Below are 26,029 nucleotides of genomic sequence, written 5' to 3'. Positions count from 1 at the left end.
TCCCTAGTTTCCGGTCGTGGCGGTGAGCCACTCGCTGTAGAACAGGCCGAGCCCGAACATCGCACAGATCCCGGCAAGCAGCCAGAATCTGATGATCACCGTGGTTTCCGCCCACCCGGCGAGCTCGAAGTGATGGTGGAACGGCGCCATCCGGAACAGCCGGCGGCGCGACGTGCGGAACACCGCGATCTGCAACACCACGGACAGCATCTCGACCACGAACAGCCCGCCGACCACCACCATCAACAGCTCGGTGCGGGTGGTGATGGACAACCCGGCGACCAGGCCACCGAGCGCGAGCGAGCCGGTGTCCCCCATGAAGATCTTGGCCGGGGCCGCGTTCCACCACAGGAAGCCGATGCAGGCACCCATCGCCGCGGCCGCCACCACCGCGAGGTCGAGCGGGTCGCGCACGTCGTAGCAGCCGACCGTCGGATCGTCGGCGCCGCAGTTGTACCGGAACTGCCAGAACGAGATGACCGTGTAGATCGCGAAGACCAGGGCGGAGGAGCCGCCGGCCAGCCCGTCGAGGCCGTCGGTGAAGTTCACCGCGTTCGACCAGGCCGAGGTGGCCAGGTAGCAGAACACCACGAACCCGACCACGCCGAACGAGATGATCGAGATGTCCCGGACGAACGACAGGTGCACCGAGGCCGGCGTCAGGTTGTTCTCGTCGGCGAACTGCAGGGCGAGGATCCCGAAGGTCACCGCGACCAGCAGCATCCCGATCATCTTCCCGGTCTTGTTCAGGCCGAGGTTGCGCTGGTTGCGGATCTTGATGAAGTCGTCGAAGAAGCCGACGATGCCAAGGCCGGTGGCGAGCATCAGCACCAGCAGCCCGGACGCGGTCGGTGCCTCGGCCTGCTGCGAGGACATCGCGTTGACGATGTGCGCCACCAGGTACCCGGCCCACATCGCGACCAGGATCGCCACCCCGCCCATGGTCGGCGTGCCGCGCTTGGACTGGTGCCCCTGCGGGCCCTCCTCCCGGATCTCCTGGCCGAAGCCCTGCCGGGAGAAGAACCGGATCAGGTAGGGGGTGAACAGGATGGACACGACCAGCGCGATGGCCCCCGCGATCAGGATCGACTTCACGCGGCATCACCGGCGAGCAGCGCGTCGGCGACCCGCCACAGGGCGGCCACCTTCGACGCCTTGATCAGCACCACGTCATCCGGGCGCAGCTCGGCCCGGAGCAGCGCGACCGCGGCTTCGACATCCGGCACCAGCACAGAGTTCGCTCCCTTCGCGCCGGTCAGCATGGCGCCCGCCGGTTCGCCGACCACCACCAGCCGGTCCACCCCCAGTTGCGCGGCCAGCCGGCCGATCTCCTCGTGGGCGGCGTCGGTCTCCGCGCCCAGCTCGCCCATCAGACCGAGCACCGCCCATGATCTCCGGCCGCCCTCGGCCATCGCGGCCAGGGTATGCAGTGCCGCGCTCATCGACTCCGGGTTGGCGTTGAACGAGTCGTTGACCACGGTCACCCGGTCCGGCCGGGTGGTGACCTCCATCCGGCGGGCCGACCGGCGGCGGGCTTCGGACAACCGGTGCGCCACCTCGTCGACCGACGCGCCCAGCTCACCGGCGACCGCGGCGCAGGCCAGCGCGTTGCCGACGTGGTGGGCGCCGTGCAGGGCCAGTCGCACCACCGCCGAGCCGGCCGGCGTGACCAGCCGGAACCGGGCCCTTGCCTGCTCGTCCAGCTCCACCTCGACGGCCCGGACGTCGGCGCGCTCGCTCCGGCCGGTCAGCACCACCCGGGCGGCGGTCCTGCCGGCCATACCGGCCACGATCTCGTCGTCGGCGTTGAGCACCGCCAGCCCGTCCGCCGGCAGCGCCTCGACCAGCTCGCCCTTGGTGCGGGCGATCTCCGCCCGGGAGCCGAACTCACCGAGGTGCGCGGTGCCCACGTTCAGCACGATGCCGATCCGCGGCGCAACGGTGGCGCACAGCGCGGCGATGTGGCCGGGGCCGCGCGCGGACAGCTCCAGCACCAGGTACCGGGTCCGCTCGTCGGCCCGCAGCACCGTCCACGGGTGACCGAGCTCGTTGTTGAACGAGCCGGGCGGCGCGACCGTCGGCCCCATCGGCTCGAGCAGTTGGGCCAGCAGGTCCTTGGTGGAGGTCTTGCCGGACGAGCCGGTCAGGCCGACCACGGTGAGCCCGGCCGCGGTCAGCCGGGCGGCCACCGTCCTGGCGAGCGCGCCGAGCCCGGCAAGCACGGCCGCGCCCGAACCGTCGGTGTCCCCGGCCAGTGCGACCGAGCCCCGGTGCGCGTCGGTCACCGGCGGCACGATCACCGCGGGCGCGTCCACCGGACGGGCGGCCAGCACCCCGGCGGCACCGGCGGCGACCGCCCGCGCCGCGAACTCGTGACCGTCCACCCGGGAGCCGGGCACCGCGACGAACAACCCGCCCGCGGTGATCTCCCGGGAGTCGAACTCGACGGTCCCGGTGACCGGCTCGTCGCCGCCGGCCCGGTGCAGCCGTCCGGAGACCGCGCGGGCGATCTCCCCCAACGTCATGCGGATCATCGGCTCGTCCGGCGCCGGATCGCGGCGGTCAGCTCGTCCCGGTCGTTGAACGGGTGCACCACGCCGGCGATCTCCTGGCCGGTCTCGTGGCCCTTGCCGGCGATGACCACCACGTCGCCGGGCCGGGCGCGCTCGACCGCGGCCTCGATGGCCGCCCTGCGGTCGCCGATGTCGATCACCTCGCCGCGCTGCTCCGCGGGCACGTCCTCGGCCCCGGCGCGCATCGCGGCCCGGATGGCGGCCGGGTCCTCGCCGCGCGGGTTGTCGTCGGTCACGATCAGCAGGTCGCTGCGCCGGGCGGCGGCCTCGCCCATCAGCGGTCGCTTGACCGTGTCCCGGTCGCCGCCGCAGCCGAGCACCACGATCACCCGGCCGGAGGTGCGGGCCCGCAGCGCGTCCAGCGCGAGGGCGACGGCGGCGGGCTTGTGCGAGTAGTCCACGACGGCGGTGAAGTCCTGGCCGAGCGCCACCCGCTCCATCCGGCCGGGCACCCGCACGGTGGCCAGCCCGGTCAGGATGTCGTCCGGGTCGACGCCGGCGATGGTCAGGCAGGCGGCGGCCACCAGCGCGTTGGCCACGTTGAACCGGCCGGGCATGGGCAGCGTCGCCGGCAGCACCAGGCCGCCCGGTCCGTGCATCACGAACGACTGCTCGCCGGTGATCGAGGTGGTGTAGGCGGTCGCGGTCCAGTCGGCCGCGCCCTCGGCGGACACCGTGACCGTCTCCGGGGTGAGCAGCCGGGCGCCCCAGTCGCCGTCCACGCACACCACGGCCCGCTCCGACCGGCCGTCGAACAGCAGCGCCTTGGCTCGGAAGTAGTCCTCCATGTCACTGTGGAAGTCGAGATGATCCTGGGACAGGTTGGTGAACGCGCCGACCGCGAACCGGGTGCCGCCCACCCGGCCGAGCCGCAGCGCGTGGCTGGACACCTCCATCGGCACGTGCGTGACGCCGCGCTCGACCATCACGGCCAGCAGCGCCTGCAGGTCCGGTGCCTCCGGGGTGGTGAACGCACTGTCCAGCCGCTCGCCGGCCACCCTGGTCTCGACCGTGCCGATCAGCCCGGTGATCCGGCCGGCCGCACCCAGCCCGGCCTCGATCATGTGCGATGTGGTGGTCTTCCCCGACGTTCCGGTCACCCCGAGCACGGCGAGCCGGGTGGCCGGCTCCCCGTAGATCCAGGCCGCGATCGGGCCGAGCACCCCGCGCGGGTCGTCGTGCACCAGCACCGGAACATCGGCCGCGACCAGCTCCGCACCGGCCGGATCGGTGAGCACCGCCACCGCGCCGCGGTCGAGGGCCTGCCGGACGAACTCGACCCCGTGCACCCGGGCGCCGGGCAGGGCGGCGAACAGGTCGCCGGGCCGCACCTGCTGGGCCCGCAGCGTCGTCCCGGTGACCGTGGCCGGGCCGGCGTCCTGCACCTCGCCGGCCAGCCGCGCCCCGCACCGGTTACCGAGTTCGGCGAGCGGGACGGGGACGATCTGGGTGGGTCGGGGTGGCGCCGTGGCGGCCTTGCCGACCAGCTTGGCGGGCACGTCGCGAGAGGCTACCTGCGCACGCACCGCCACCACCCGCCCGGGGTGATCGTCCGCTCCGGAGGGAAAACCGCGGCGGGCCGGCGTCCTTATCCGAACCCGGCGCGGGTCAGCTCGTCGAGCAGGGCGCGTTTGCGGGGATGGCGGGCGCGCAGGATGGCGACGAAGTCGTCGAACTCGTCCAGGCGGTCGCAGCGTGCGGCGGCGGCGCGGAGTTCGTGCAGGAGGGCGACGGCCTGGCGGTAGTGGGTGCGGCCGGTGCGCTCCGCGCTTTCCTGGACCAGGGCGCGGTAACCGGGGAGCACGTCGGCGGGATGGCGGTCCACCCAGAGCCGGGCCACCTCCAGCCACAGTGGTGGGGAGCAGTCGTACTTCTCGGCGGCTTCCCAGGCGGCCGCCTGCTCGCCGTCGTCGAGCAGGGCACCGACCAGACCGTCGCCGGACACGCAGAGGATGTCCAGCGCCCACGGGCGGATCTCGGTCCAGCGTTCCAACCGGACGGCGGTCTCCTTGAGTTTGGCGTACTGCTCCCGGGTCGGCGTCGCGCGCAGCTGGGACCGGCGCAGCTCCAGTGCGTCGCTGCCGCGCCCGCAGTCCAGATAGGCCTGCACCAGGAACTCGGCCAGCCAGGACGCCTGCCCGCGGCCGGCCACGCCGAGAAACGCCGCCGGGCTCGGCAGCTCGGCCGGCAACACGTCGGCGATGTCCGGCGGGGCGACCTCCGGATCGGCCCGCAGCAGGGCCAGCCGCTCGCGCATGACCAGCAGGGTGAGCGCGCGCCGGATGTCACCGCCCTCGGAGCGGTTGTCCCAGGCCTCGTCCACCAGCGCGCGGTACGCCGCCAGCCCGGCATCGCCCAGCGCGTCGGCGAACGCCGCCAGCTCGATCGTCGGCCAGCCCGGGCTGTTCAGCTCGAGCTGGAAGAGCCACGCGGCCAGCTTGGTCGCGTTCGGCCGGGCCTGGGTGCAGGCCCACGCGTAGAGCCCGAGCGCCCGCTGACAGGCCGCGCCGACCACCGCCGAGGCGTCGTCGATCAGCAGCATGCTCTCGGTGATCCGCTCCACCGCGTGCCGGGCCAGCGGCCGGGCCTCGGCCGCGTGCCCGGACTCGACCAGCCCGGCGATCGTGTCCAGCAACTCCTCGGCGGTGCGCGCGTACTCCAGGCTGCCGTCCCGGTCCACCGCCCCGCGCACGGCCAGCGCGGTGTTCAGATGCCGTTGCAGCACCCCGACCTGCGGCGCGGCCGGGGTGTTCGCCGCGCTCACGGTCAGCTTGCGGTGCAGCCCCGGGTCCCGGCTGGCTACCTCGCACACCAGGTCGGCGAGTTCGTCGACGGGCAACGTGCGCAGGTACCCGGCGAGGTCGACCGCGCCCGCGTCGGCCACCGACCGCTCGGCGAGCAGCACCAGCCCGGCCGCGACGCAGTGCTCGCAGAACCCGCCCGCGGTGCCGAGCGGGCAGCCGCACTCGCCGATCAGCCCGGGCGAGGCCGGGCCGAGAAAAACCTGGTACGGATCGGGATCGAAGACGACCGCCTCGACCCCCTCCGCGGTCCGGCTCACCGAGGCGACGGCGTCCAGCAGATCCCGGCCCCGCGAGAACGACGCCGGGCCGGCCACCACCCGAAGATCGACCTCGCTGAACCAGACCACGGCTCAATCAAACCGGAACCCCCCGACATTTGCCTCGTCAGGGCGCGATCAGCGGAACTACCGGGCTCGGCTCCCTGGACATCGGGATCGAGTACGTCTGGGCCAGGAACGACGCCACGTCGTGGAACAGCGGCGCCGCCGTGCGGCCCTCCGGCATCCCGTAGTTCGGCGCGTCCAGCACGATCCCGACCACGAACCGGGGGTTGTCGGCCGGCAGGATGCCGGCGAAGGTGATCCAGTACTGCGAGCTGGAGTACCGGCCGGTGGTCCGGTCGACCTGTTGCGCGGTACCGGTCTTCGCCGAGATCTGGTAGCCGACCAGCGCCGCATTCGGTGCGGTGCCGGTGTTTCCGCCGGGCGCCTTCTGGGTCACGGCCCGCAGCATCTCCCGCACGGTGATCGCGGTTTCCTTGCGCACCACCGTGATCGGTTCCGGTCGCGGCTCGGCCACCCGGGTGCCGTCCGGGTAGATCTTCGACCGGACGATCCGCGGCGGGACGCGCACCCCGTCGTTGGCGATGGTCTGGTACATGCCGGCCATCTGCAGCACGGTCATCGACAGACCCTGGCCGATCGGCAGGTTGCCGAACGTGCTGCCGGACCACTGCACCCGCGGCGGCACCCGGCCGGCGCTCTCGCCGGGCAGCCCCACACCGGTCCGCTGGCCCAGCCCCAGCCGGTTCAGCATGTCGGCGTACCGGTCCGGCCCCACCTTCTGTGCCAGCATCAGGGTTCCGACGTTGGAGGACCGGGCGAACACGCCGGTCGTGGTCATGTTCAGGGTGCCGTGGTTCCAGGCGTCGCCGATCGTCCGGTCGGCGACCCGGATCGAGCCGGGCACCTGGAGCCGGGCGTCCGGGGTGGTCACCCCGTGCTCGATCGCCGTCAGCGCGGTGACGATCTTGTTGACCGAGCCCGGCTCGTAGGGCGTGGTCACCGCCGGGTCGCTCATCCGGTCGATGTCGAACTCGTCCGCGGACGGATCGAAGCTCTTGTCGTTGGCCAGCGCGTAGATCTCGCCGGTGTGCGCATCCATGATCACCGCGCTCGCGCTGCGCGCCCCGACCCGCGTCGCGTAGTCGGACAGCCGCTGCTGCAGGAAGTACTGCAGGTCCGAGTCGATGGTCAGCTCCAGGTCCGCGCCGTCGGTGGCGGCCTGCACGTCCCGCTCGGTGCCCGGGATGACCACCCCGCCGTCGTTCTGGGTGTCCACGACCCGCCGGCCCGGTGTGCCGGCAAGGTCGTTGTCGCGCAACAACTCCAGCCCGGACAGGCCGTGCAGGTTGTGCTTCTCGACGTCCGGGTCCTCCATCCGCCAGCTCGCCGCGCCGACGACGTTGGAGGCCAGCGTGTGGTTGGGGTACTCGCGCTCGGCCCGGTACTCCACGTTGATCTCGGGGATCTTCTGCTGGATCCGCCTGGCCCTTGCCGGTTCCACCTTGTCCACCAGGTAGACGAACACGGTGTCGTGACGCAGCTTGTCGACGATCTCCTGCTCGTTGATCCGGGTGCCGAGCTCCTCCCGCAGTATCCGGGCGACGTAGCCGGCCCGCTCGTCGTAGTTCTGGGCCGCGTCCGGGTGCTCCCGGTTGAACTTCTCGATCGCCTTGCGCTGGGCGTTGGGCTGGTAGGCGAGCACCCGCGACTCCACGCTGAAGGCGAGCTTCACCCCCCGTCTGTCCATGATGGACCCACGGGTGGCCGGGACGTCGATCTCGGTGGCCCGTTGCAGCTCGGCCCGCGCGGCCAGCGCCGCGGCCTCGAATCCCTGCACCTGGACCAGCCGGAGGCCGGCGGCGATCAGCGAGGCGACCAGCACGATGCGGACGATGGCGAGACGGGCACGACTGTTCCCGGTTCGGCCGCGCGGTGCACGCTGCCGAACCGGGGGGCGTCTTACCCGCCGAACCGGTGGGGGTGGGGCGCGCCGCGCGGCCGGCCGCCGCACCGGGCGGCGGCCGGCGTTGGGATGTCGCATCAGCCGGCCCTGCCCGCCGGTCGCGCACCGGCGGTTTGGGCCGGATCGCCGTCCCCCGCGGTCTGGGCCGGATCGCCGGCCCCGGGCGTCTGCGCCCGCTCGCCCTCGAGCGGCGCCGGGAGCGGCTCGGCCTGGGCCGCGTCGGCGGGCGGCGGTGGCGGCGCGGGCGCGGTGGCCGGCTTGGGCTCGCCGAACAGCGAGATCGTCCCGTCCGGGTGCACCACCAGCCAGGCCGGCTCGCCGGGGAACACCATGCCCAGTTCCTCGGCCCGCTTGGCCAGTGCCGCCGGCGAGTCCAGCCGGGTCACCTCGCGCTGCAGGACGTCCGCGCGCTCGGACAGGTCGGTGGACTGCTGTTTGATCCGCTCCAGCCGGTAGGAGTCGGCGATCGCCTGCGTGGACAGCCACAGCGTGGCCGCGATGCCCACCACCAGCAGCCCGATGATCAGCACCACGAACCGGGCGCGGCCGCCGGTCGGCTCGTCGCTCGGCTCCGGCTCGGGTACGAACCGCTCGGCCGCGCCGCCGGTTCGCTGGGCCCGGCGGGCGTAGGCGCGTTGCGCCGCGGCCGAGCGCGGCCGGCCGTCCCGCCGCTCGGTGGGATTCGGCGGCTGCCCGGTGTCCGGCTCGGGCACCTCGATAGGGGGCCGGCGCTTGGTCTTGTTCCGGGCCGGCCCGGGAACGGTGACTGTCATCAGGCCGCCTCGATCCTCTCGGCCGCGCGCAGCCTGACCGACGCCGCACGCGGGTTGTGCTCGATCTCCTGTTCGCCGGCCTGCTCGGCACCGCGGGTGAGCAGACGCAGTCGCGGCCCGTGGCCCGGCAACTCGACCGGCAGCCCGGGCGGGGTCCGGGACCTGGCCTGCTCCGCGAACGCCTGTTTGACCAGCCGGTCCTCGAGGGACTGGTAGGACTCCACGACGATCCGGCCGCCCACCCGCAGCGCGTCCAGCGCCGCCGGCAGGGCCTGGCGCAGCACCTCGAGCTCGCCGTTCACCTCGATGCGCAGCGCCTGGAAGGTGCGCTTGGCCGGGTGCCCGCCGGTGCGCCTGCTGGCCGCCGGCACCGTGTCGTAGAGCAGCCGCACCAGCCGGGCGCTGGTCGCGAACGGCTCCCGGGCCCGCTCGTGCACGACCGCCTTCGCGATCCGGGCGGCGAACCGCTCCTCGCCGTAGTCCCGCAGAATCCGGGCGAGGTCCTCGGCCGGGTAGGTGTTCAGCACGTCCGCGGCGGTCTTGCCGGCGGTCTGGTCCATCCGCATGTCCAGCGGGGCGTCCTGGGCGTAGGCGAAGCCTCGGTCCGGCAGGTCCAGCTGCATGGACGACACCCCGAGGTCGAACAGCACCCCGTCGACGGCCGGCCGGCCGAGCTCGGCGAGCACCTCCGGCATCCGGTCGTACACGGCGTGCACCAGGTGCACCCGGTCGCCGTGCCGGGCCAGCCGGGCGGTGGACGCGGCCAGCGCCTTCGGATCGCGGTCCAGCCCGACCAGGGTCAGCTCGGGATGCGCGGACAGCAGCGCGTCGGCGTGGCCGCCGAGACCGACGGTGGCGTCGACCAGGACGGCGGGCCGCTCGGCCAGTGCGGGCGCGAACAGCGCGAGCACCCGGTCGAGCAGCACCGGTTCGTGGGCCGGCCGGCGCCGCGGATCGTTTGTGAGCATGGCTCCGCCTCCCCTCGCTCACGTCGGCACCTCACACGCTCGGCGCCGGGGCAGTGCGCAACGGTTCGCTCGCAAGCTCGCTCACGTCGAACCCCGCCGCCTAAACCCGGGTACCGCCAGGTCCCCGCCCGCTCGTCGGACCTGGCACCGGGGAAGGTGCGCCAGGGCCGATGGCGAGCGGACCGAGGCCTGGCGGCACCCGAGTCCCCTACGGCTCCTCCTGCTGTGCCGGACGCCTAGAACACGCCGGGCAGAACCTCGTCCCGAGCCTGCGAGTAGCTGTCCTCGTGCTCGTCGAGATAGGTCTGCCACGCCTGCGCGTCCCAGATCTCCAGCCTGGTGATCGCCCCGATGACCACGCACTCCTTGGTCAGCCCGGCGTAGCGCCGCAACTCCGGTGCGATCGCGATCCGTCCCTGTCCGTCGGGACGCTGCTCGTCGGTTCCGGCGAACAGGTACCGCTGGTAGGCGCGGACCGCCTCGTTCGTCAGGGGCGCCGCGGCCACCTTGCGTGCCATCTCCTCGAACTCACTCCGGGGGAAGACGTAGAGACAGTGGTCCTGTCCCTTGGTGACCATCAGCCCACCCGCGAGCGCGTCCCGGAACTTGGCAGGCAGCGTGAGCCGCCCCTTGTCATCCAGCCTGGGGGTGTGCGTACCAAGGAACATCGGCACTCACCTCCCCATGGGGCCCCCGTCTGCCCCACACCGCGCCACAGTACCCCACTTTTCACCACGGTCAACCCGATCGGGCCCTTTCGGGCATCGATCCCACCCACATTCCCCCAGGTCGTGCCGGCCTCAAGCATCGTGGGGCGAAGTGGGGGAGAATGACCTGGACGGGGGACGCGGAAACCGAGCCATGACCCGACACCCGAATCCGCGACCGCGTGATTGCACGATTTCGTCCCAGTTGGGACACGATTCGGCTGTGCGGCGGACCAAGAGTGGGGCATCGTGGGGATGGGGACTTCGCCCTGGTTTGACACACTTGATGAGATGTTTGCCCCTGCCGCCACCCGTGGCTGACGGGTCCGACCACCAGGAGGTCGTGTGACGTCCAGTACCCCGCCAGCTGCGCCTCCCGGTAACCCCTACGGCCCGCACGGGGGCGAGCACTACCCACCGGTCCCCGCGGTGAACTCCCATTCCCCGGTCGCCAACTCCGACGGGCACCGGCCCACCGCGCTCGACGAGCTGCACGCGACCGTGCAGCGGATCGCGGCCAACGTCGAACGGGTGCTGGTCGGCAAGCCGGAGGTCGTGCGGATCGCGCTGGTGACCCTCCTCGCCGAGGGACACCTGCTGGTCGAGGACGTGCCAGGAGTCGGAAAGACCTCGCTGGCCAAGGCGCTGGCCCGGTCGATCGACTGCACGGTCAGCCGGATCCAGTTCACCCCGGACCTGCTGCCGAGCGACGTGACCGGGGTGTCCATCTTCAACCGCCAGACCAACGACTTCGAGTTCCGGCCCGGCCCGGTGTTCGCCAACATCGTGGTCGGTGACGAGATCAACCGGGCCTCCCCCAAGACCCAGTCGGCGCTGCTGGAGTGCATGGAGGAGGAGCAGGTCACCGTCGACACCAGCACCTACCGGCTGCAGGCGCCGTTCATGGTGATCGCCACCCAGAACCCGATCGAGATGGAGGGCACCTACGCACTCCCCGAGGCCCAGCGGGACCGGTTCACCGCCCGGGTGTCGATCGGCTACCCGGACCCCAACGCCGAGCTCGCCATGGTCGAGGAGCACGCCGCGGCCGACCCGATGAAGACCCTGCAGCCGGTGTCCGACGCCGCGCAGATCATCAAGCTGATCGAGACCGTGCGCCGGGTTGAGCTCTCCCCCGAGGTGCGCCGCTACGCCGTCGAGCTGGTGTCGGCCACCCGCCGGCTGCCGGAGATCAGGATCGGCGCCTCGCCGCGGTCCACCCTGCACCTGGTGCGGGCCGCGCGGGCGCAGGCGGCGCTGTCCGGACGCGACTTCGTGGTACCGGACGACATGCACTCCATCGCCATGCCGGTGCTCGCCCACCGGCTGGTGCTCACCGCGGAGGCACAGGCCGGCCGCCGGTCGTCCGCCGAGCTGATCCGCAACCTGATCCAGCGTGTGCCGGTACCGCAGGGCGGGCTCGATCCCGCCGCCCAGTGGATGAACCCGGCCCGCCGCCCCCGGTAACCGCCATGCGCGGCACGCTGTCCGGCCTGACCACGAGGGGCCGGTGCCTGCTCGCCGCCGGCCTGGCCGCCGCGGTCTGCTCGGTGGTGCTCAACGAACGGGATCTGCTGCGGGTGTCGGCGTTCGTGGTCGCCCTGCCGCTGCTGGTCTGCTTCCTCACCGCGGTGGCCAAGGTCGGGCTGCACGCCGAGCGGCGGATCACCCCGCCCCGGGTCCAGGTCGGCGGGCGCGCCGAGGTCGCCATCCACATCCGCAGCACCGGCCGGCTGCTGCCGGGCGGACTGCTGGTCCAGGACGGGGTGCCCTACGCGCTCGGCGGCAAGCCGCGGTTCGTCATCGAGCATCTCCCCCGGCACACCGGCACCCAGCTGCGCTACACCGTGCATCCCATGCTGCGCGGCATCCAGCAGCTCGGGCCGCTCAAGGCGACCATCACCGACCCGTTCGGCCTCGCCGAGTTCGAACGCGAACTGGCGCACGTGTCCCGGCTGATCGTGGTGCCACGGGTGGTCCGGCTCGGCGGCGTGCCGGGCGGCTCCGGGCTCGGCTCCGGCGACGACGGCTCGGTACGGCTCAACGCCGGTCAGGGCGAGGACGACGCGATCGTGCGGCCCTACCGGCAGGGCGACGACCTGCGCAAGGTGCACTGGCGCTCCACGGCCAAGCGGGACGAGATGATGGTGCGGGTGGAGGAGCGCCCGTGGCGGGGCGGCACCACGATCCTGCTCGACCACCGGGTGGCCGCGCACCGCGGCTCGGGCGCCACCGCCAGCCTGGAGTGGGCGATCTCCTTCGCCGCCAGCGTGTGCCTGCACCTGCACCGGCACGGCCACCGGATCCGGCTGGTCACCGAGAGCGGCCACCAGCTGGTCGGCGACTCCGGCGACGGCACCCACCACGACAACGTCGTGCTGGACGCGCTGGCCGCGCTGCAGCCGACCACCCAGCGCGAGATCGACTGCCGGTCCGACCCGGCGGGCGGCCAGGAGCTGATCGCGGTGATCGGCGCGGCCACCCCCGAATCGCTCGGCAACCTGGTCCGGCACCGGACCAGGAGCAGCCGCAACCTGGCGGTGCTGCTGGACGTGTCCGCGTGGCAGTCCGGCGAGGAGCCGCCGGCCGACCACCATGGCGCACTGGCCCTGCTCCGCAACGCCGGCTGGGGCGTGGCGGTGGCGACCCCAGGTGCACCGATGAGCCGGATCTGGGCCAGCCTGTGCCGGACCGGCCTCAACCGGGACGACAGCATGATCGCGGGAGCGGGACAATGAGCGAGCTTGCGAGCGAATCATGGGCCACATGAGCGCACCCCCTGCCGAGGGCATGACCTCGCAACAGTGGTCGATGACGGTGACCCCGGTGGTCGCGGCGCTCACCACGCTGTGTGCGTCGACCGCGATGTCCGGCGTGATCGAGGGCGCGCGCTGGCTCGGCTACGCCGGCGTCGCGGTGATCGTGGTGACCGCCACCGGCCTGGGTCTGCGGGCGATCCGGACCCCGGTGGTGGTGGTGGGCCTGGCCCAGTTGTTCGCCGTGCTGTGCCTGCTGGTCGCGCTGTTCACCAACTCCGGCATCCTCGGCGTGCTGCCCGGGCCGGCCGCCATCGCCGAGCTGGGCGAGGTGCTTACCCGGTCGGTCGAGGTGGTGCGCACCGGCGTGCCTCCGGTCACCGCGAACGCGGCCGTGCTGTGCCTGGTGGTGGTCGCGATCGGGCTGGTGGCCGTGCTGGTGGACACGCTGGCCGTCGCCGCCGGCACTCCGGCCGCCTGCGGGCTGGTGCTGCTGTGCGTGTACGCGGTGCCGGCCTCGCTGGCCAACGACATGCTGCCGTGGTGGTCGTTCGTGCTCGGCGCCGCCTCGTTCGCCCTGCTGCTTGCCGTGGACGGGGCGCACCGGCACCAGCAGTGGCGCAACCGGCCGGCGATGCCCGGCACCGGTGCCGGGTTCGGTTCGCCGACGGCCCAGGTGTCCACCGCGCTGGTGATCGCCCTGATCGCCGGCTCGACGTTCACGCTGATCGGCACGGTCGGCCAGCTGCCCGGCGGCGGCGGGGGCGGCGGTTCGGGCGGCCTCGGCCTCAAGCCGTTCACCCAGCTGCGCGGGATGCTCGACCAGGGCGCCAACCGCGAGCTGTTCCGGGTCCGGGGCCTCGACCAGACCGGCCGCTACATGCGGGTGCTGACCCTGGCGAAATACAACCGCAACGGTGGTTTCTCCCTCCAATCGCCCATGCCGAGCGGCGAGTCGGCCAACCAGCGGCGGCGCCCGCTGCCGACACCGCCGGGCAGCCGGCCGCTCAGCGGCGAGCTCGACACGATCGAGATCGAGCCGGTCGGCGACTACCAGGACCTGTTCGTCGGGGTGTACGGAACCCCGCAGCGGATCTCCGGCCTGCCGGACGGGACGCGCTACGACCCGAGCAGCGGCATGGTCTACAGCGAGCGCAAGCGGTCCGTCCCCACGGTCCGCGAGGAGGTCGACCTCACCCTCCCCACCGCCGACGTGCTGCGCATCGCGGGCACCGACTACAGCAAGCTCGAATCGATGTACCTGACGAACGAGGACATCGACCCGCGGGTGCAGGAGCTGGCCGAGCAGATCGTCGGCGGGGCGACCAACCCGTTCGACAAGGCCCGGGCGCTGGAGAAGCACTTCGACGGCAACGGCTTCGAATACGAGCTGGAGACCGGCAGGGGCGCGGACGAGGACGCGCTGATCGACTTCCTGTTCGACTCCAAGAAAGGGTTCTGCGAGCAGTACGCCTCGGCGATGGCCCTGCTGGCCCGGGCCGTCCGGCTGCCGTCCCGGGTGGCGATCGGCTACACCGGCGGCTACGCGAACGGCGACTACCGGACGATCAGCAACCAGGACGCGCACGCCTGGGTGGAGATCTACTTCCCGGGCCAGGGCTGGACGATGTTCGACCCGACGCCGCTGGACAACGGCCGCACCTTCACCCCGCCCTACGCCACCGAGTCCGGCATCGCCGGCAGCGAGTCCGAGGAGATCGCCCCGTCGACGACGGCGCAGGCCGGACCGGGCGCGCCCGTGCAGCCGAGCAGCCAGAACGACAGGACCGACCCGGGTGCCGGCGGCGTGGTGGCCACCCCGGGCGAGGCCGCCAAGCCGGCCTGGATCGGCTGGACGGCCGGCATCAGCGTCGTGATCGCGATGACGCTCACCCTGCTCGCCTGGTTCGCCTTCCGCCGTGCGTCGGTCCTCGGCGGGGGCGGGGGCCCGCGCCAGGGCCAGGGCAACCTGCCAGGGCGGCTGGTCGCGACCGGTCGGCTGGCCACTCGGCCACGGCTGCTGGCCACGGCCGCGGCGGTGGCCTGGCTGCTGGCCCTCGGACTGGCCGCCGCGCTGTTCTCCTGGTGGCTGACCGCCCTGGTGCTGGCGCTGGCCGCGGCGGCCGCTCCCGGGTTCATCCGCGAGTGGCGCCGCCGGACCCGCCGGCACGCCGTGCGCCACAACGCCGCCGCGGCCGCCTCGGCCGCCTGGGCGGAGCTGCTGGCCGAGTCGGTCGACCGGGGTGCCGAGCCGGTCGACACGGAGACCGTGCGGATGGCCGCCCGCCGCCTGGCCCACGAGCACGAGCTGGACGAGGACGGCAAGGCCGCGCTGCGCACCGTGGTCGGCGCGGTCGAACGGTCCTGGTACAGCGGGCGGTCCCAACCCGACCCGAACCTCCCGCCGGCCTTCGATCAGCTGGTCGCCGGCCTGCGCCGGACCGCCCCCCTGGCCCTGCGCGCCCGGCTGCTCCCCCGCTCCGTCCTGCACCGGCGCCGCAGGTCCCGGTACGACCCCACCTACATCAGCGAGACCCCGGACTGACCGGGCCGCCCGGATCAGACGTCCGGGTACCGGTTGTAGTTGGGGAAGTTGCCGTAGAGCAGCTCGTCCTGCGGACCCTGGGTGACCGCGTGCACCAGGTGCACGCCGCCCACGAAGGCGCCCTTCCAGGACCCGCCGCGGCCGCCGAACGGCTCCTCGCGGTCACCGCGCGACCGGGGCTTGTTCACCCCGACCTTGAACGCCTGCACGTGCTCGGCAAGCCGGCCGGCCAGCTCCTCGTCGTCGCTGGCGATGCTGGCCACCAGCGCGCCGTTTGAGGCGTTCATCTGGGCCAGCAGCTCGGCCTGGGTGTCCACCACGACGATCGTGTCCACCGGGCCGAACGGCTCCTCGTGCATCAGTCTGCTCGCCCCGGCCGGGGCGAGCAGCGTGGTCGGCGCGACGTAGGCGGAGGTGTCCTGGCCGTCCAGGAACCGGCCCTTGGCAAGCGAACCCCGGTACAGCGGGATCGCGCCGTGGCCGAGCGCCTCGTCCACCTTGGTGCGCAGCTCGGCCGCCTTGGCGGCGGAGATCAGCGGACCGAAGTCCAGCTGCGGCAGCTCCTCGTCGTCCGCCGCCGTCGCCAGCGGGTGCCCGAACCGGGCCGAGGTGACCACCGGCAGGTAGGCGGCCAGGAACTGGTCCACCAGCTTGCGCTGCACCACGAACCGCGGGTAGGCGGTGCACCGCTGCTTGGCGTACTCGAAACCCTTGCGCAGGTGCGTGGCCAGACCGTCCCAGTCGGAGAACTCCCAGATCCCCCAGCAGTTCAGGCCCTCCTGCTCGAGCATGTGCCGCTTGCCGGTGTCCACCAGCTGCGCCGCCACCTTGCCGCCGTTGTCCCGGCCGCCCACGAACGCCAGCGCGCCGATCTCGGCCGAACGCACCAGCGCGGAGGACAGCGTCGAGCCGTCCCCGGACAGCAGGGTCACCGGCAGGCCGGCGTCGTGCATCAGCGCGTGCGCGACCGTGAGGCAGAACGCCCCGCCCTGGGTCGGGGTCTTGGCCACCACCGCGTTGCCGGCAAGCAGCTGCACCAGCTCGGCGTGCACCAGCACGCTCATCGGGTAGTTCCAGCTGGCGATGTTGCTGACCGGGCCAGGCAGTGGGCAGCGCTGGAACGGCCGGCCGTCGGCATCGGTGGCCAGCATCCGCTCGATGTTGTCCAGGTACCAGCGCACCCCGTCCAGCGCCCGGTCCACGTCGGCGCAGGCCAGCCGCCACGGCTTGCCGATCTCCCAGGCCAGCAGCAGCGCGAGGTCGTCGCGGGCCGCGGTCATCGCCTCGACGGCGGCGGCCACCCGGGCCCGCCGCTCGGCCAGCGGAACCCCGGCCCACTGGCCGTGCTGTTCGTGGGCGTACCCGACGGCGGCGAGCGCGGTGCGCTCGTCCACCTTGGACAGGTAGCCGAGACCGGTCTGGTCGACCGGGGTGACCAGGGCCGACGGTTCGCCGGAGTCCTGCCAGCCGCCCTCGTGCAGGTTGCGCAGCCGGTCACCGGAGAACGCGGAAGGGGCGGTCTTGGCGGCCCGCTCGAGCAGGTCCGACCACTGTGCGAATTGGGGTACCCGCAGACCAGACGCCAAGTGGATCGCCCTCCCATGTCAAGAACCGCTGGTGGCAGACCACATTGTCTGCACAGCATGTTAGGGCGATGGGGCTCGGATTCCGGTCGTGCTGTGATGGACCTGACGGTCGAGGAGCAGCTAACGCTCTTCGTCGAAGCGCTTGCGGAAGCGCTCCTCCATCCGCTGCGAGAAGGAACTCCGCCGGAGCTTGGTGACGTTGCTGGCGCCGCCGGACTCCTCACCGGACTCCTCGCCCTGATCGCCCTGACGGATGGCGGTGAGGGTCAGCAGCGCGCCAAAGAACATGACCAGGAAACCGAGCAGGCTCACAACCGGTACGCCACCCGGCTTGAGCGGGAGCACGACGCCGAGAACCAGAAGAGCGACTCCGAGCACGAACAGGGCGATGCCCTGTAGCCGGCGCCGCCGGGAAGGCCGCCGCAGCCGGGCACCACGCACCGACGAGGCGAACTTGGGATCCTCGGCATAGAGCGCGCGCTCGATCTGATCGAGCAAACGCTGCTCGTGCTCGGAGAGTGGCATCGTTCCTCCTCCGGCACAGCGGTCGCGGGCGCCGGGTGATCACGGTTGCCGCCGGACCCGGCGGGCACCCCGCTCTGGGGGCGTCACCATCCAGAATACGAGCCGGAGGTCCTCGCGACTACCCGATCCTGCATCACGGTCGTCAGCAACAGCAAAACCGACAGGACTCGGCTGCGTCTGGACTACGGGTAGAGCCGGAAACACCGGGGAAAACCGGGATTTGTCACTGGCCGTCACCGGGCGGACGCCGCCCAGCATCACACGACCGAAGGATGGTAGGTATTGCCGGTGGAGCCCGTGCAAGCACTCAAGCAGATCGCGTTGTACCTGGAGCGAGCCGGTGAGCCGACGCACAAGGTGCAGGCGTTCCGGCGGGCCGCGGCGGTCGTGGCCGGGCTGCCGGCCGGCGAGTTGGAACAACGCCTGCGGGCCGGCACGCTGACCGCCCTGCCCGGGATCGGCAAGAGCACCGCCGCGGTGATCACCGAGGCGGCGGCCGGGGAGGTGCCCGGCTATCTCGCCGGGCTGACCGACGTCGGCGAGCAGCCGCTGGCCGCCGCCGGATCGGAGCTGCTTGCGGCGCTGCGCGGCGACTGCCACACGCACTCGGACTGGTCCGACGGCGGCAGCCCGATCCGGGAGATGGCCGAGGCGGCCGCCGCGCTCGGCCACGAGTGGATGGTGCTCACCGATCACTCACCGCGGCTGACCGTGGCCAACGGGTTGTCCGCCGACCGGCTGCGCAAGCAACTGGACGTGGTGGCCGAGCTGAACGAGGAGCTGGCACCGTTCCGGATCCTGACCGGCATCGAGGTGGACATCCTGGCCGACGGCGGGCTGGACCAGGAGCCCGAGCTGCTGTCCCGGCTGGACATCGTGGTGGCCAGCGTGCATTCGGCCCTGCGGATGCCCGCGGGCGAGATGACCGAGCGGATGCTGACCGCGATCGAGAACCCGCACACCGACGTGCTCGGCCACTGCACCGGCCGCAGGGTCGCCGGGCGCGGCCGCCCGGAGTCGGAATTCGACCCGGAGGTGATCTTCGCCGCCTGCCGCAACAACGGGGTCGCGGTGGAGATCAACTCCCGGCCCGACCGCCTCGACCCGCCGCGCCGGCTGCTCCGCCTGGCCCTCGAGCTGGACTGCGTCTTCGCCATCGACAGCGACGCCCACGCGCCGGGACAGCTCTACTGGCAGCACTACGGCTGTGCCAGGGCCGAGGAATGCGGCGTCACCGCCGACCGGGTGATCAACACCCGACCCGCCGACGAGGTCCTCGCCTGGGCGACCGCCTGACCGCGCCACCTCACTTGCGCTCCACCCCGAGAAGCCAGAGCCTGTCCTGTGGATCATCGAGACAACTCTCGGCCCAACCAACGCAACCTCAGGGGCACCGTGACGCAACCCAGCCACAATCACCCCGCCAACCCGCACCTCTCGCTGGAACGCAACAACAGCAGTTAATCCCGGAGAGGCGGACTAGCTAGCTGACTTCGGAGTCCGGGGCGAGCCAGGTGTTGCAGGCCGAGGTCTGGTTCTTGTCGTAGCCGGCCCGGCCCCACTGCACCTGGTGCTTGACCGAGCCGTGCGTGTCGTCGGCGACGGTGTCCCGGAAGCTGTCCGCCGCGGAGCGGGCCAACTTGGCACTCACCGAGCCGCGCCCGGCGATGCTGGCGATGAACATGCCGGAGAAGCAGTTCGCCTGCAGCTCGGTGCGGCGGGTGATCTCCAGCCGCTCCGGGGTTTCCTTGTCGAACTCCTCGCCCTTCTCGTAGGCGGCGTTGAGGATTCCGCTCAGGGCCTGCACGTGGTGGCCGTACTCGTGGGCCAGCACCGCCAGGTGCGCCGCCTGGCTGAGCCCGGCCTGGCTGAGCAGTCGGTCGGTGGGCATGAAGATCACCCGGCCGCCGCTGCAGTAGTACGCGGTCGCCTCGTCCTCGGACGGCGCATCGCCGCACATGCTGCGGCCCGCCTCGATCTCCAGCTTCGGCGAGCTGAACGGCTCGTTCGCCTGCGCGAGCGCCGGCTGCCACGCCTGGTCGAGGCAGGTGATCACGGCCTGGTAGTAGGCGCGCAGTTGCTCCGGGTCACGGCTCATGCCGGGCAGCTTGCAGGTGACCTCCGGCAGGCCGATGCCGGCGGCGAGCAGCGGGTTGGTCTCCAGCTCGAGCACCGCGCGGGGCTTGACCGGAGCCTTGGGAGCCGGGGCCTCGCCGGCGGTGACCGGGGCGGCCGCCAGCCCGTCCGGGGCGACCGCGCTGCCGGCGACCGCGGTCCGGCCGTCGAACAGGTCGGGGCGGCCGAGCAGGGCGACCGCGAGGACGAAGGCGATGACCATGCCGAGCACGCCGAACATGCTCAGCGGGGTGTTCTTCCCCTGTCGGGCGGTCGCCGAGAGGATCGTCGCCGGCGGTGGCGCCGGGGGGAACACCACGGTGGGCGGGGGCGTGTAGGGGTGTGGACGCCGATCCCCCTCGTCGCTCATCGCCCTACCTCTGTGTCCTCGGCGCCCGCGGTCGCGGGCACCCCGTCAGCATACGGAAAAGTTCCGGTCGACCACGGCCATTGCGGTCAGTCGAGGTGGCGCGTCGCCACGGCGCGGACGAACGCGATGATCCGGTCCGGGTCCAGCCGGTCGGGCGGCAGCGGGACGAGCCGGGTGACCCCGAGCCGGGCGTACGCGGCGACCGTGTCGTCGTCGATCGGCAGTCGCGGATCGGGTGTGACCGTGATCTCCAGCGGGCCGAGCTCGGCCGGGCGCGGATGTTCCCGCTCGGCCAGGCGCAGCCCCGCGACGGCCCGCTCGGTCGCCGCCGGGTCGAGCGCGAACCCGAACCAGCCGCGTCCCTGGGTCACCGCCCGCCGGAACGTGCGCGGCACACCGCCGCCGAAGTGCACCGGCGGGCCAGCCGGGTGCACCGGCCGCGGCTCGGCGGCGACCCCGGAGAACCGGACATACCGCCCGTCATGTGCGGCCGGCGCCTGCGTCCAGATCGCCCGGATCGCGTCCAGGTACTCGGTCGACCGGGCGGCCCGGTCGGCCATCGGCACCCCCAGCGCGGCGAACTCCTGGGCCAGGTAACCCACCCCGACCCCGAACTCGAACCGACCGCCGGCCACCCGGTCCAGCGATGCCACCTGCTTCGCCAGCACCAGCGGCTGGTGGTAGGGCAGCACGGTCACCCCGGTCCCGACCCGCAGCCGCGACGTGTGCGCCGCGACGTTGGTCAGCGCCACGAACGGATCGAGCATCGGCAGGTCCGGCGGCGCAGGCGACGGCTGCACCCACGGGTCCGGCAGCACGTAGTGCTCACCGGTCCACACGCTGTCCCAGCCGGCCTCCTCGGCCGCCACCGCCACGGCCACCGCCGCCCCCGGATCCGTGGCCAGCACATCCATGTTGATCCCGAACAACCCGAATCGCACACCCGCATCCTGACCCGGCCCGCCGCCCCGAACCAGCGACGACTGCACATGCGACCCATTCCCGACCGGCATGGGTGGCGCGTACGGGGATCGAACCCGTGTCTCCCGGGTGAGAACCGAGAATCCGTACCACTGGACCAACGCGCCGTACCCCTACCAGGACTCGAACCTGGGACCTCCGCGTTCGTAGCGCGGCACTCTGTCCACCTGAGCTACAGGGGTGCATAAGAAAAGGGAGCCGCCCGGATCGGTTTCCCGATGGGCGGCTCCCCGGCCTGTGACGACCTCACGTCATGGCGGGGAACCGGCGTTGCCGAGCAGCAGTTCTCGCATGCTCACCGCTCCCTCGTCCTCGTCGTTGTCGCCACCATCATCGGATTGCGGCGAACTCGTCGTCAATCTGATTTAGCTGCACCCGGAGGTGGAGCCGCAGCCCTCACACACGTAGCAGGAGCCGGCCGGGCGCATCTTGGTTCCGCAGGTCATGCAGAGCGGGGCGTCGGCGGCCTTGCCGAGGTGCAGTTCGAGCAGTTCGGTGGAGCTGTGTGCCTCGGTGAGCTTCGGATCCGAAGTGGACGCCGGTTCGATGGCGGCCGGCTGCGGGGAGGCGTCGACCGAGGTCTGCAGGCCCTCGATGTCCACATCGGACGATCCGTTGTAGTCGTTGCTCACCTGGGCGGTCCGCTCCGCGGCGGTGAAGATGCCGAGTTGAGCCCGCTTGTCGTAGGGCAGGTAGTCCAGCGCCAGCCGGCGGAACAAGTAGTCCAGCACGCTGGTGGCGATCCGCACGTCCGGATCGTCGGTCATACCGGCCGGCTCGAACCGCAGGTTGGAGAACTTCTGGACGTAGAACTCCAGGGGGATGCCGTACTGCAGGCCGACCGAGATCGACATGGAGAACGCGTCCATCACGCCGGCCAGCGTCGACCCCTGCTTACCCAGCTTGACGAAGATCTCTCCCAGCCCATCATCCGGGTAGGACCCGGCGGTCAGGTAACCCTCGGCACCGCCGACCGTGAACGAAACGGTCTGGCTGGGACGTTTCTTGGGGAGTCGCTTGCGTACCGGGCGGTACTCGACGATCTTCTCCGGCTCCGCCTTGGCCGTGCCGCCCTTGCCCGCCGACAGCGGTTGGCCGACCTTGCAGTTGTCGCGGTAGATGGCCAGCGCCTTGAGGCCGAGCTTCCAGCCCTGGAAGTAGATCTCCTCGATGTCCTTGACGGTGGCCGACTCCGGCATGTTGACCGTCTTGGAGATGGCACCGGAGATGAACGGCTGCACCGCGGCCATCATCCGGACGTGCCCCATCGGCGCGATGGAGCGCTTGCCCATCGCGCAGTCGAACACCTCGTAGTGCTCGCGACGCAGGCCCGGGGCGTCCACCACGTGCCCGTGCTCGGCGATGTACTCGACGATCGCCTCGACCTGCTCGTCCTGGTACCCCAACGACTTCAGCGCCCGCGGCACGGTCTGGTTGACGATCTGCATCGACCCGCCGCCGACCAGCTTCTTGAACTTGACCAGTGCCAGGTCGGGCTCGATGCCGGTGGTGTCGCAATCCATCATCAGGCCGATGGTGCCGGTCGGCGCGAGCACGCTCGCCTGCGCGTTGCGCCACCCGTTGCGGGCGCCGATCTCCTGGTTGCGCTGCCATTCCTTGGTGGCCAGCCGGTGCACGGCCGCGTCGTCCGAGCCGTAGGTGCGGATCAGGTCGTTGGCCGCGGCGTGCTTGCGCATCACCCGCTGGTGCGGCTCGGCGTTGCGGGCGTAGCCGTCGTAGGCACCGACCACCCCGGCCAACTCGGCCGAGCGGCGGTAGGCGGCACCGGTCATCAGCGACGTGATCGCGGCCGCCAGCGCCCGGCCACCCTCGGAGTCGTACGCGTGCCCGGTCGCCATCAGCAGCGCGCCCAGGTTGGCGTAGCCGATGCCAAGCTGGCGGAACTTCCTTGTGGTGTCGGCGATCGGCTCGGTCGGGAAGTCGGCGAAGCAGATCGAGATGTCCATCGCGGTGATCACCAGCTCGACCGTGCGGACCATCCGCTCGGCGTCGAAGGTGCCGTCCGGCTTGAGGAACCGCAACAGGTTCAGCGATGCCAGGTTGCAGCTGGAGTTGTCCAGGTGCAGGTACTCACTGCACGGGTTGGACGCGGTGATCCGACCGGACTCCGGGCAGGTGTGCCAGTCGTTGATCGTGTCGTCGTACTGCAGGCCCGGGTCGGCGCAGGCCCATGCGGCGTTGGCCATCCGGCCGAACAACTCCTTGGCCCGGATGGTCTCCAGCACCGTGCCGGTGGTGCGGGCGCGCAGCCCGAACTCGCCGTCGGACTCGACCGCGTGCATGAACTCGTCGGAGACCCGCACGGAGTTGTTGGCATTCTGGTACTGCACCGAGGTGATGTCGTTCCCGCCGAGGTCCATGTCGAACCCGGCGTCGCGCAGCGCGCGGATCTTGTCCTCCTCGCGCGCCTTGGTCTCGATGAACTCCGCGATGTCCGGGTGGTCGACGTCGAGCACGACCATCTTGGCCGCCCGGCGGGTCGCCCCGCCCGACTTGATCGTCCCCGCGCTGGCGTCCGCCCCACGCATGAACGACACCGGACCGGAGGCCGTCCCGCCGGAGGACAGCAGCTCCTTGGACGACCGGATCCGGGACAGGTTCAGCCCGGCGCCGGACCCGCCCTTGAAGATCAGGCCCTCCTCCCGGTACCAGTTCAGGATCGAGTCCATCGTGTCGTCGACGGCCAGGATGAAGCAGTTGTGCACCCGAAGGTTGCCGGAGAGGTACTCGCCGGACTCCGTCTGGATGTCGTAGACAGGCATCGCGCCGCGACTCTCGATGCTGGCGATCTCCAGGCGCCGCACCTCGGGTGCCGGCCGGCCCGGCTGGTCGAACGCGGCATCGAGCCGGGCCGCCTGCACGGGGTCGCTGAACCCGATCTCGTCGGCGAAGATCCGCCGGTCACCCAGGTCCTGGATGCGGATGTCCCACAGGTCGTTCCGGTTCGCGCGCTCGTCGACCCCGCGGCCGACGCGCGCGAAGATGCCGAACCGGGCGAGCAGTGCCTGCACGCCGCGGACCAGCTCCTCGCTGATCATGTCCAGGCCGATCAGGGTGGAGTGCTCGCCGGCAACCAGGTATCCCTCGGCCTGGAACAGGCTGCGCAGATAGGCGGCAACGACCGGAAGGGGTGCGGTGTAGAGCCGGCGCGGCACGGCCGTCTCGGCGCCGCGCACCGGCTGCCGGCCGGCCAGCGCCGCCTCGGCGATGTCCCGCTGGCTGATCTCCGCCTCGCCGTGGGCGTAGCGACGGTGCCACTCGAGCCGGTCACCGACGGCCAGTTCACCGGCCGGAACGAACGCCCCCGAACCCCGGCCGGACGACCGCCACACCAGGTGGTCCGCGGTGACGTCGAGGGTGTGCCCGGACTGGGTGCGCAGGCGCAGCACCTCTTTGACGCCGTTCGCCTTGGTGGCGACCACGCGCGTCAACCCGTTGGCGTCGAACACCTTGGCGCCCACGGCGTCGTCCTCGACCAGACGACCGATCGGGATCAGGCCCGACGGCGTGCTGACCAGCGCGTCATAGGGCTGGCACGCGCTGACCTGCTGCGGCGAGCTGGTGCCGACGTTGAACCAGACCGGGGAGTTGAAGCTGAAGACCTGGTGCAGCAGCATCCAGGTGAGTTCGTGGTCGAAGATCTCGGCGTCGGCGGGGGTGGCGAAGTAGCCGTGCTGCACGCCGGCGGCGACGTAGCTGTGCACCACGCGGTCGATCAGCTGCTTGAGCGAGTACTCGCGCACCGGCGTGCCCACGGCGCCGCGGAAGTACTTGCTGGTGACGATGTTGGTCGCGTTGACCGACCAGAAGTCGGGGAACTCGACGCCACGCTGCTCGAAGTTCACCGTTCCGTCGCGCCAGTTGGTCATCACCACGTCGCGGTGTTCCCAGGTGACCTCGTCATAGGGGTGCACGCCCTCGGTGGTGTGCACCCGCCGCACCTTCAGCCCAGGCGCTCCGGCTTCCTTGGCGCGGCGCCCCGCCGCCGGTGTCCCGACGGTTTCCGTCATGACTTCTCCCCGCAATCCGTTCTTCCGTTTGGTTTCGTCTTGCCTGGGGCGCCCCGCGACCCCCGTCAGTCCGTGTCGGCCCCGGCCTCGATGGCGCGCAGGTCCGCGATCTCCTTCTCGAAGTCCTCGATGGACGAGAAGGACCGGTACACGCTGGCGAACCGGAGGTAGGCCACCTCATCCAGCTCGCGCAGCGGACCGAGGATGGCCAGTCCCACCTCGTGGCTGGGCACCTCGGCGCACCCGGTGGAGCGGATCGACTCCTCGACCCGCTGGGCCAACTGCTGGAGCGCGTCCTCATCCACCGGTCGGCCCTGGCACGCCCGACGCACCCCGGTGACCACCTTCTCGCGGCTGAACGGCTCGGTCACGCCGGACCGCTTCACCACCGCGAGCACGGCTTCCTCGACCGTGGTGAACCGCCGGCTGCACTGCGAGCACGACCGCCGCCGCCGAATAACCTGCCCCTCGTCGACCTCGCGCGAGTCGACCACCCGCGAGTCGGGGTGGCGGCAGAACGGGCACCTCATCCGTCGGCCCCTCTGGTGATCATCATGTGGATGAGCGGTGGACAACCCGCCCCAAGCTGTGGACAAACTACAGGCCTGTAACTACTACATCTAGGGGTAGACGCTATGCCGAGACGCCACATGATGCAAGCCGACACGGCGCCGGGTTCCAGCATCTGGTCCACGCGCCCGGCGCCTGCTCGACCTCATCGCGAGTTGCCGTCCCCAGCAGGCGAGTTGCTCGCTCCAGTCCGGCGAGTCCCGGATTTCAGCACCCGAGTCCGCGGTTCCAGCACCCGAGTCCGCGGGTTCAGCACCCGAGTCCGCGGGTCCAGCACCCGAGTCCGCGGGTCCAGCACCCGAGTCCGCGGTTCCAGCACCCGAGTCGCGTGTTGCGGCAGGGACTGTAATCTCAACGGTGTAACTGTCCAAAGTGGAGGTTGCATTGATGAGTAGTGAGAGTAGTGCCAGGTCAGCAGCGGCGGGCACGCCGGCGGTGGATCGGCAGGTGGTGGCCGAGTTGGTGGCTCGGGCCCGGG

At 71.6% G+C, this 26,029-nt stretch carries 18 protein-coding genes and 2 tRNA genes; 4 read left to right on the top strand and 16 right to left on the bottom strand.

Translation table 11 applies throughout. The features are described from left to right. Window positions 1-3 precede the first annotated feature (3 nt). The 8 genes from mraY to mraZ all read right to left on the bottom strand — a co-directional run bounded on the left by mraY (window position 4) and on the right by mraZ (window position 10,033). The gene (gene mraY / locus VFV67_RS12860; protein WP_326469919.1) at window positions 4-1,095 is read right to left on the bottom strand and encodes a phospho-N-acetylmuramoyl-pentapeptide-transferase; all 1,092 of its coding nucleotides are present in this window, start codon (window positions 1,093-1,095) and stop codon (window positions 4-6) included. Beyond that, window positions 1,092-2,534 carry a UDP-N-acetylmuramoyl-tripeptide--D-alanyl-D-alanine ligase gene (locus VFV67_RS12855; protein WP_326469917.1) on the bottom strand — a complete coding sequence of 481 codons (1,443 nt, stop codon included), beginning with the start codon at window positions 2,532-2,534 and terminating at the stop codon, window positions 1,092-1,094. Before VFV67_RS12855 ends, mraY begins: the two co-directional genes overlap by 4 nt. Continuing rightward, complete coding sequence (locus VFV67_RS12850; protein ID WP_326469915.1) at window positions 2,531-4,072, bottom strand: UDP-N-acetylmuramoyl-L-alanyl-D-glutamate--2,6-diaminopimelate ligase; 1,542 nt, start codon at window positions 4,070-4,072, stop codon at window positions 2,531-2,533. The genes VFV67_RS12855 and VFV67_RS12850 overlap by 4 nt, the downstream gene beginning before the upstream one ends. Before the next feature lie 89 nt (window positions 4,073-4,161). Beyond that, window positions 4,162-5,724: a hypothetical protein gene (locus tag VFV67_RS12845; protein ID WP_326469914.1), complete on the bottom strand. Its 1,563-nt coding sequence runs from the start codon at window positions 5,722-5,724 to the stop codon at window positions 4,162-4,164. Between the two features lie 37 nt (window positions 5,725-5,761). Next, a complete protein-coding gene (locus VFV67_RS12840) occupies window positions 5,762-7,702 on the bottom strand; it encodes a peptidoglycan D,D-transpeptidase FtsI family protein (protein WP_414636238.1) in 1,941 nt (646 codons plus the stop codon). Beyond that, entirely contained in the window at window positions 7,702-8,397 is a 696-nt protein-coding gene (locus tag VFV67_RS12835) for a septum formation initiator family protein (protein WP_326469910.1), read from the bottom strand. Before VFV67_RS12835 ends, VFV67_RS12840 begins: the two co-directional genes overlap by 1 nt. Further along, window positions 8,397-9,365, bottom strand: coding sequence for a 16S rRNA (cytosine(1402)-N(4))-methyltransferase RsmH (rsmH, locus tag VFV67_RS12830; protein ID WP_326469909.1), 969 nt, complete (start codon window positions 9,363-9,365; stop codon window positions 8,397-8,399). Before rsmH ends, VFV67_RS12835 begins: the two co-directional genes overlap by 1 nt. Window positions 9,366-9,601: 236 nt before the next feature. Next, the gene (gene mraZ / locus VFV67_RS12825; RefSeq protein WP_326469907.1) at window positions 9,602-10,033 is read right to left on the bottom strand and encodes a division/cell wall cluster transcriptional repressor MraZ; all 432 of its coding nucleotides are present in this window, start codon (window positions 10,031-10,033) and stop codon (window positions 9,602-9,604) included. A gap of 468 nt (window positions 10,034-10,501) precedes the next feature. Here mraZ and VFV67_RS12820 point away from each other — a divergent pair, with 468 nt between their 5' ends. From VFV67_RS12820 to VFV67_RS12810, 3 genes are read left to right on the top strand one after another with little or no spacing between them, the layout of a single operon-like run. Continuing rightward, window positions 10,502-11,539, top strand: coding sequence for a MoxR family ATPase (locus VFV67_RS12820; RefSeq protein ID WP_326469905.1), 1,038 nt, complete (start codon window positions 10,502-10,504; stop codon window positions 11,537-11,539). A 5-nt stretch (window positions 11,540-11,544) separates the two neighbouring features. Next, window positions 11,545-12,810: a DUF58 domain-containing protein gene (locus tag VFV67_RS12815; protein ID WP_326469903.1), complete on the top strand. Its 1,266-nt coding sequence runs from the start codon at window positions 11,545-11,547 to the stop codon at window positions 12,808-12,810. A gap of 28 nt (window positions 12,811-12,838) precedes the next feature. Then, window positions 12,839-15,373 carry a DUF3488 and transglutaminase-like domain-containing protein gene (locus VFV67_RS12810; protein WP_326469902.1) on the top strand — a complete coding sequence of 845 codons (2,535 nt, stop codon included), beginning with the start codon at window positions 12,839-12,841 and terminating at the stop codon, window positions 15,371-15,373. Between the two features lie 14 nt (window positions 15,374-15,387). On the opposite strand, the gene VFV67_RS12805 is transcribed toward VFV67_RS12810, so the two are convergent. Both VFV67_RS12805 and VFV67_RS12800 read right to left on the bottom strand, forming a co-directional pair. Next, on the bottom strand, window positions 15,388-16,959 hold the full coding sequence (locus VFV67_RS12805) for an aldehyde dehydrogenase family protein (RefSeq protein WP_326469901.1): 1,572 nt from the start codon (window positions 16,957-16,959) through the stop codon (window positions 15,388-15,390). 120 nt (window positions 16,960-17,079) lie between these two features. After that, the gene (locus VFV67_RS12800) at window positions 17,080-17,484 is read right to left on the bottom strand and encodes a DUF3040 domain-containing protein (RefSeq protein WP_326469899.1); all 405 of its coding nucleotides are present in this window, start codon (window positions 17,482-17,484) and stop codon (window positions 17,080-17,082) included. Between the two features lie 288 nt (window positions 17,485-17,772). On the opposite strand from VFV67_RS12800, the gene VFV67_RS12795 reads away from it, so the two are divergent. Then, the gene (locus VFV67_RS12795) at window positions 17,773-18,780 is read left to right on the top strand and encodes a PHP domain-containing protein (RefSeq protein WP_326469897.1); all 1,008 of its coding nucleotides are present in this window, start codon (window positions 17,773-17,775) and stop codon (window positions 18,778-18,780) included. A gap of 187 nt (window positions 18,781-18,967) precedes the next feature. Here the strand turns inward: VFV67_RS12795 and VFV67_RS12790 are convergent, their stop codons facing one another. The 6 genes from VFV67_RS12790 to nrdR form a co-directional block, all read right to left on the bottom strand. Then, a complete protein-coding gene (locus VFV67_RS12790; RefSeq protein ID WP_326469894.1) occupies window positions 18,968-19,969 on the bottom strand; it encodes a neutral zinc metallopeptidase in 1,002 nt (333 codons plus the stop codon). A gap of 86 nt (window positions 19,970-20,055) precedes the next feature. Next, entirely contained in the window at window positions 20,056-20,910 is an 855-nt protein-coding gene (locus VFV67_RS12785) for a TIGR03619 family F420-dependent LLM class oxidoreductase (protein ID WP_326469892.1), read from the bottom strand. A 75-nt stretch (window positions 20,911-20,985) separates the two neighbouring features. After that, window positions 20,986-21,057, bottom strand: a tRNA-Glu gene (locus VFV67_RS12780). A 1-nt stretch (window position 21,058) separates the two neighbouring features. Further along, window positions 21,059-21,132: transfer RNA gene (locus tag VFV67_RS12775), tRNA-Arg, on the bottom strand. Window positions 21,133-21,315: 183 nt separating this feature from the next. Next, window positions 21,316-24,981, bottom strand: coding sequence for a vitamin B12-dependent ribonucleotide reductase (locus tag VFV67_RS12770; RefSeq protein WP_326469890.1), 3,666 nt, complete (start codon window positions 24,979-24,981; stop codon window positions 21,316-21,318). A 65-nt stretch (window positions 24,982-25,046) separates the two neighbouring features. After that, window positions 25,047-25,511, bottom strand: a complete 465-nt coding sequence (nrdR, locus tag VFV67_RS12765; protein WP_326469888.1) for a transcriptional regulator NrdR — start codon at window positions 25,509-25,511, stop codon at window positions 25,047-25,049. Window positions 25,512-26,029: the final 518 nt, after the last annotated feature.

This window comes from Actinophytocola sp., assembly GCF_035762905.1.
Lineage (GTDB): Bacteria > Actinomycetota > Actinomycetes > Mycobacteriales > Pseudonocardiaceae > DASYTH01.
The sequence above is the reverse complement of the archived record's forward strand: the minus strand, read 5'-3'. Positions and strand labels throughout refer to the sequence as shown.

Excerpts from the sequence above, each read along its gene's own strand:
- VFV67_RS12855 (WP_326469917.1), bottom strand. The coding sequence starts at position 2,534 with ATGATCCGCATGACGTTGGGGGAGATCGCCCGCGCGGTCTCCGGACGG.
- VFV67_RS12840 (WP_414636238.1), bottom strand. The coding sequence starts at position 7,702 with ATGCGACATCCCAACGCCGGCCGCCGCCCGGTGCGGCGGCCGGCCGCG.
- VFV67_RS12835 (WP_326469910.1), bottom strand. The coding sequence starts at position 8,397 with ATGACAGTCACCGTTCCCGGGCCGGCCCGGAACAAGACCAAGCGCCGG.
- rsmH (WP_326469909.1), bottom strand. The coding sequence starts at position 9,365 with ATGCTCACAAACGATCCGCGGCGCCGGCCGGCCCACGAACCGGTGCTG.
- mraZ (WP_326469907.1), bottom strand. The coding sequence starts at position 10,033 with ATGTTCCTTGGTACGCACACCCCCAGGCTGGATGACAAGGGGCGGCTC.
- VFV67_RS12815 (WP_326469903.1), top strand. The coding sequence starts at position 11,545 with ATGCGCGGCACGCTGTCCGGCCTGACCACGAGGGGCCGGTGCCTGCTC.
- VFV67_RS12810 (WP_326469902.1), top strand. The coding sequence starts at position 12,839 with ATGAGCGCACCCCCTGCCGAGGGCATGACCTCGCAACAGTGGTCGATG.
- VFV67_RS12800 (WP_326469899.1), bottom strand. The coding sequence starts at position 17,484 with ATGCCACTCTCCGAGCACGAGCAGCGTTTGCTCGATCAGATCGAGCGC.
- VFV67_RS12790 (WP_326469894.1), bottom strand. The coding sequence starts at position 19,969 with ATGAGCGACGAGGGGGATCGGCGTCCACACCCCTACACGCCCCCGCCC.
- VFV67_RS12770 (WP_326469890.1), bottom strand. The coding sequence starts at position 24,981 with ATGACGGAAACCGTCGGGACACCGGCGGCGGGGCGCCGCGCCAAGGAA.
- nrdR (WP_326469888.1), bottom strand. The coding sequence starts at position 25,511 with ATGAGGTGCCCGTTCTGCCGCCACCCCGACTCGCGGGTGGTCGACTCG.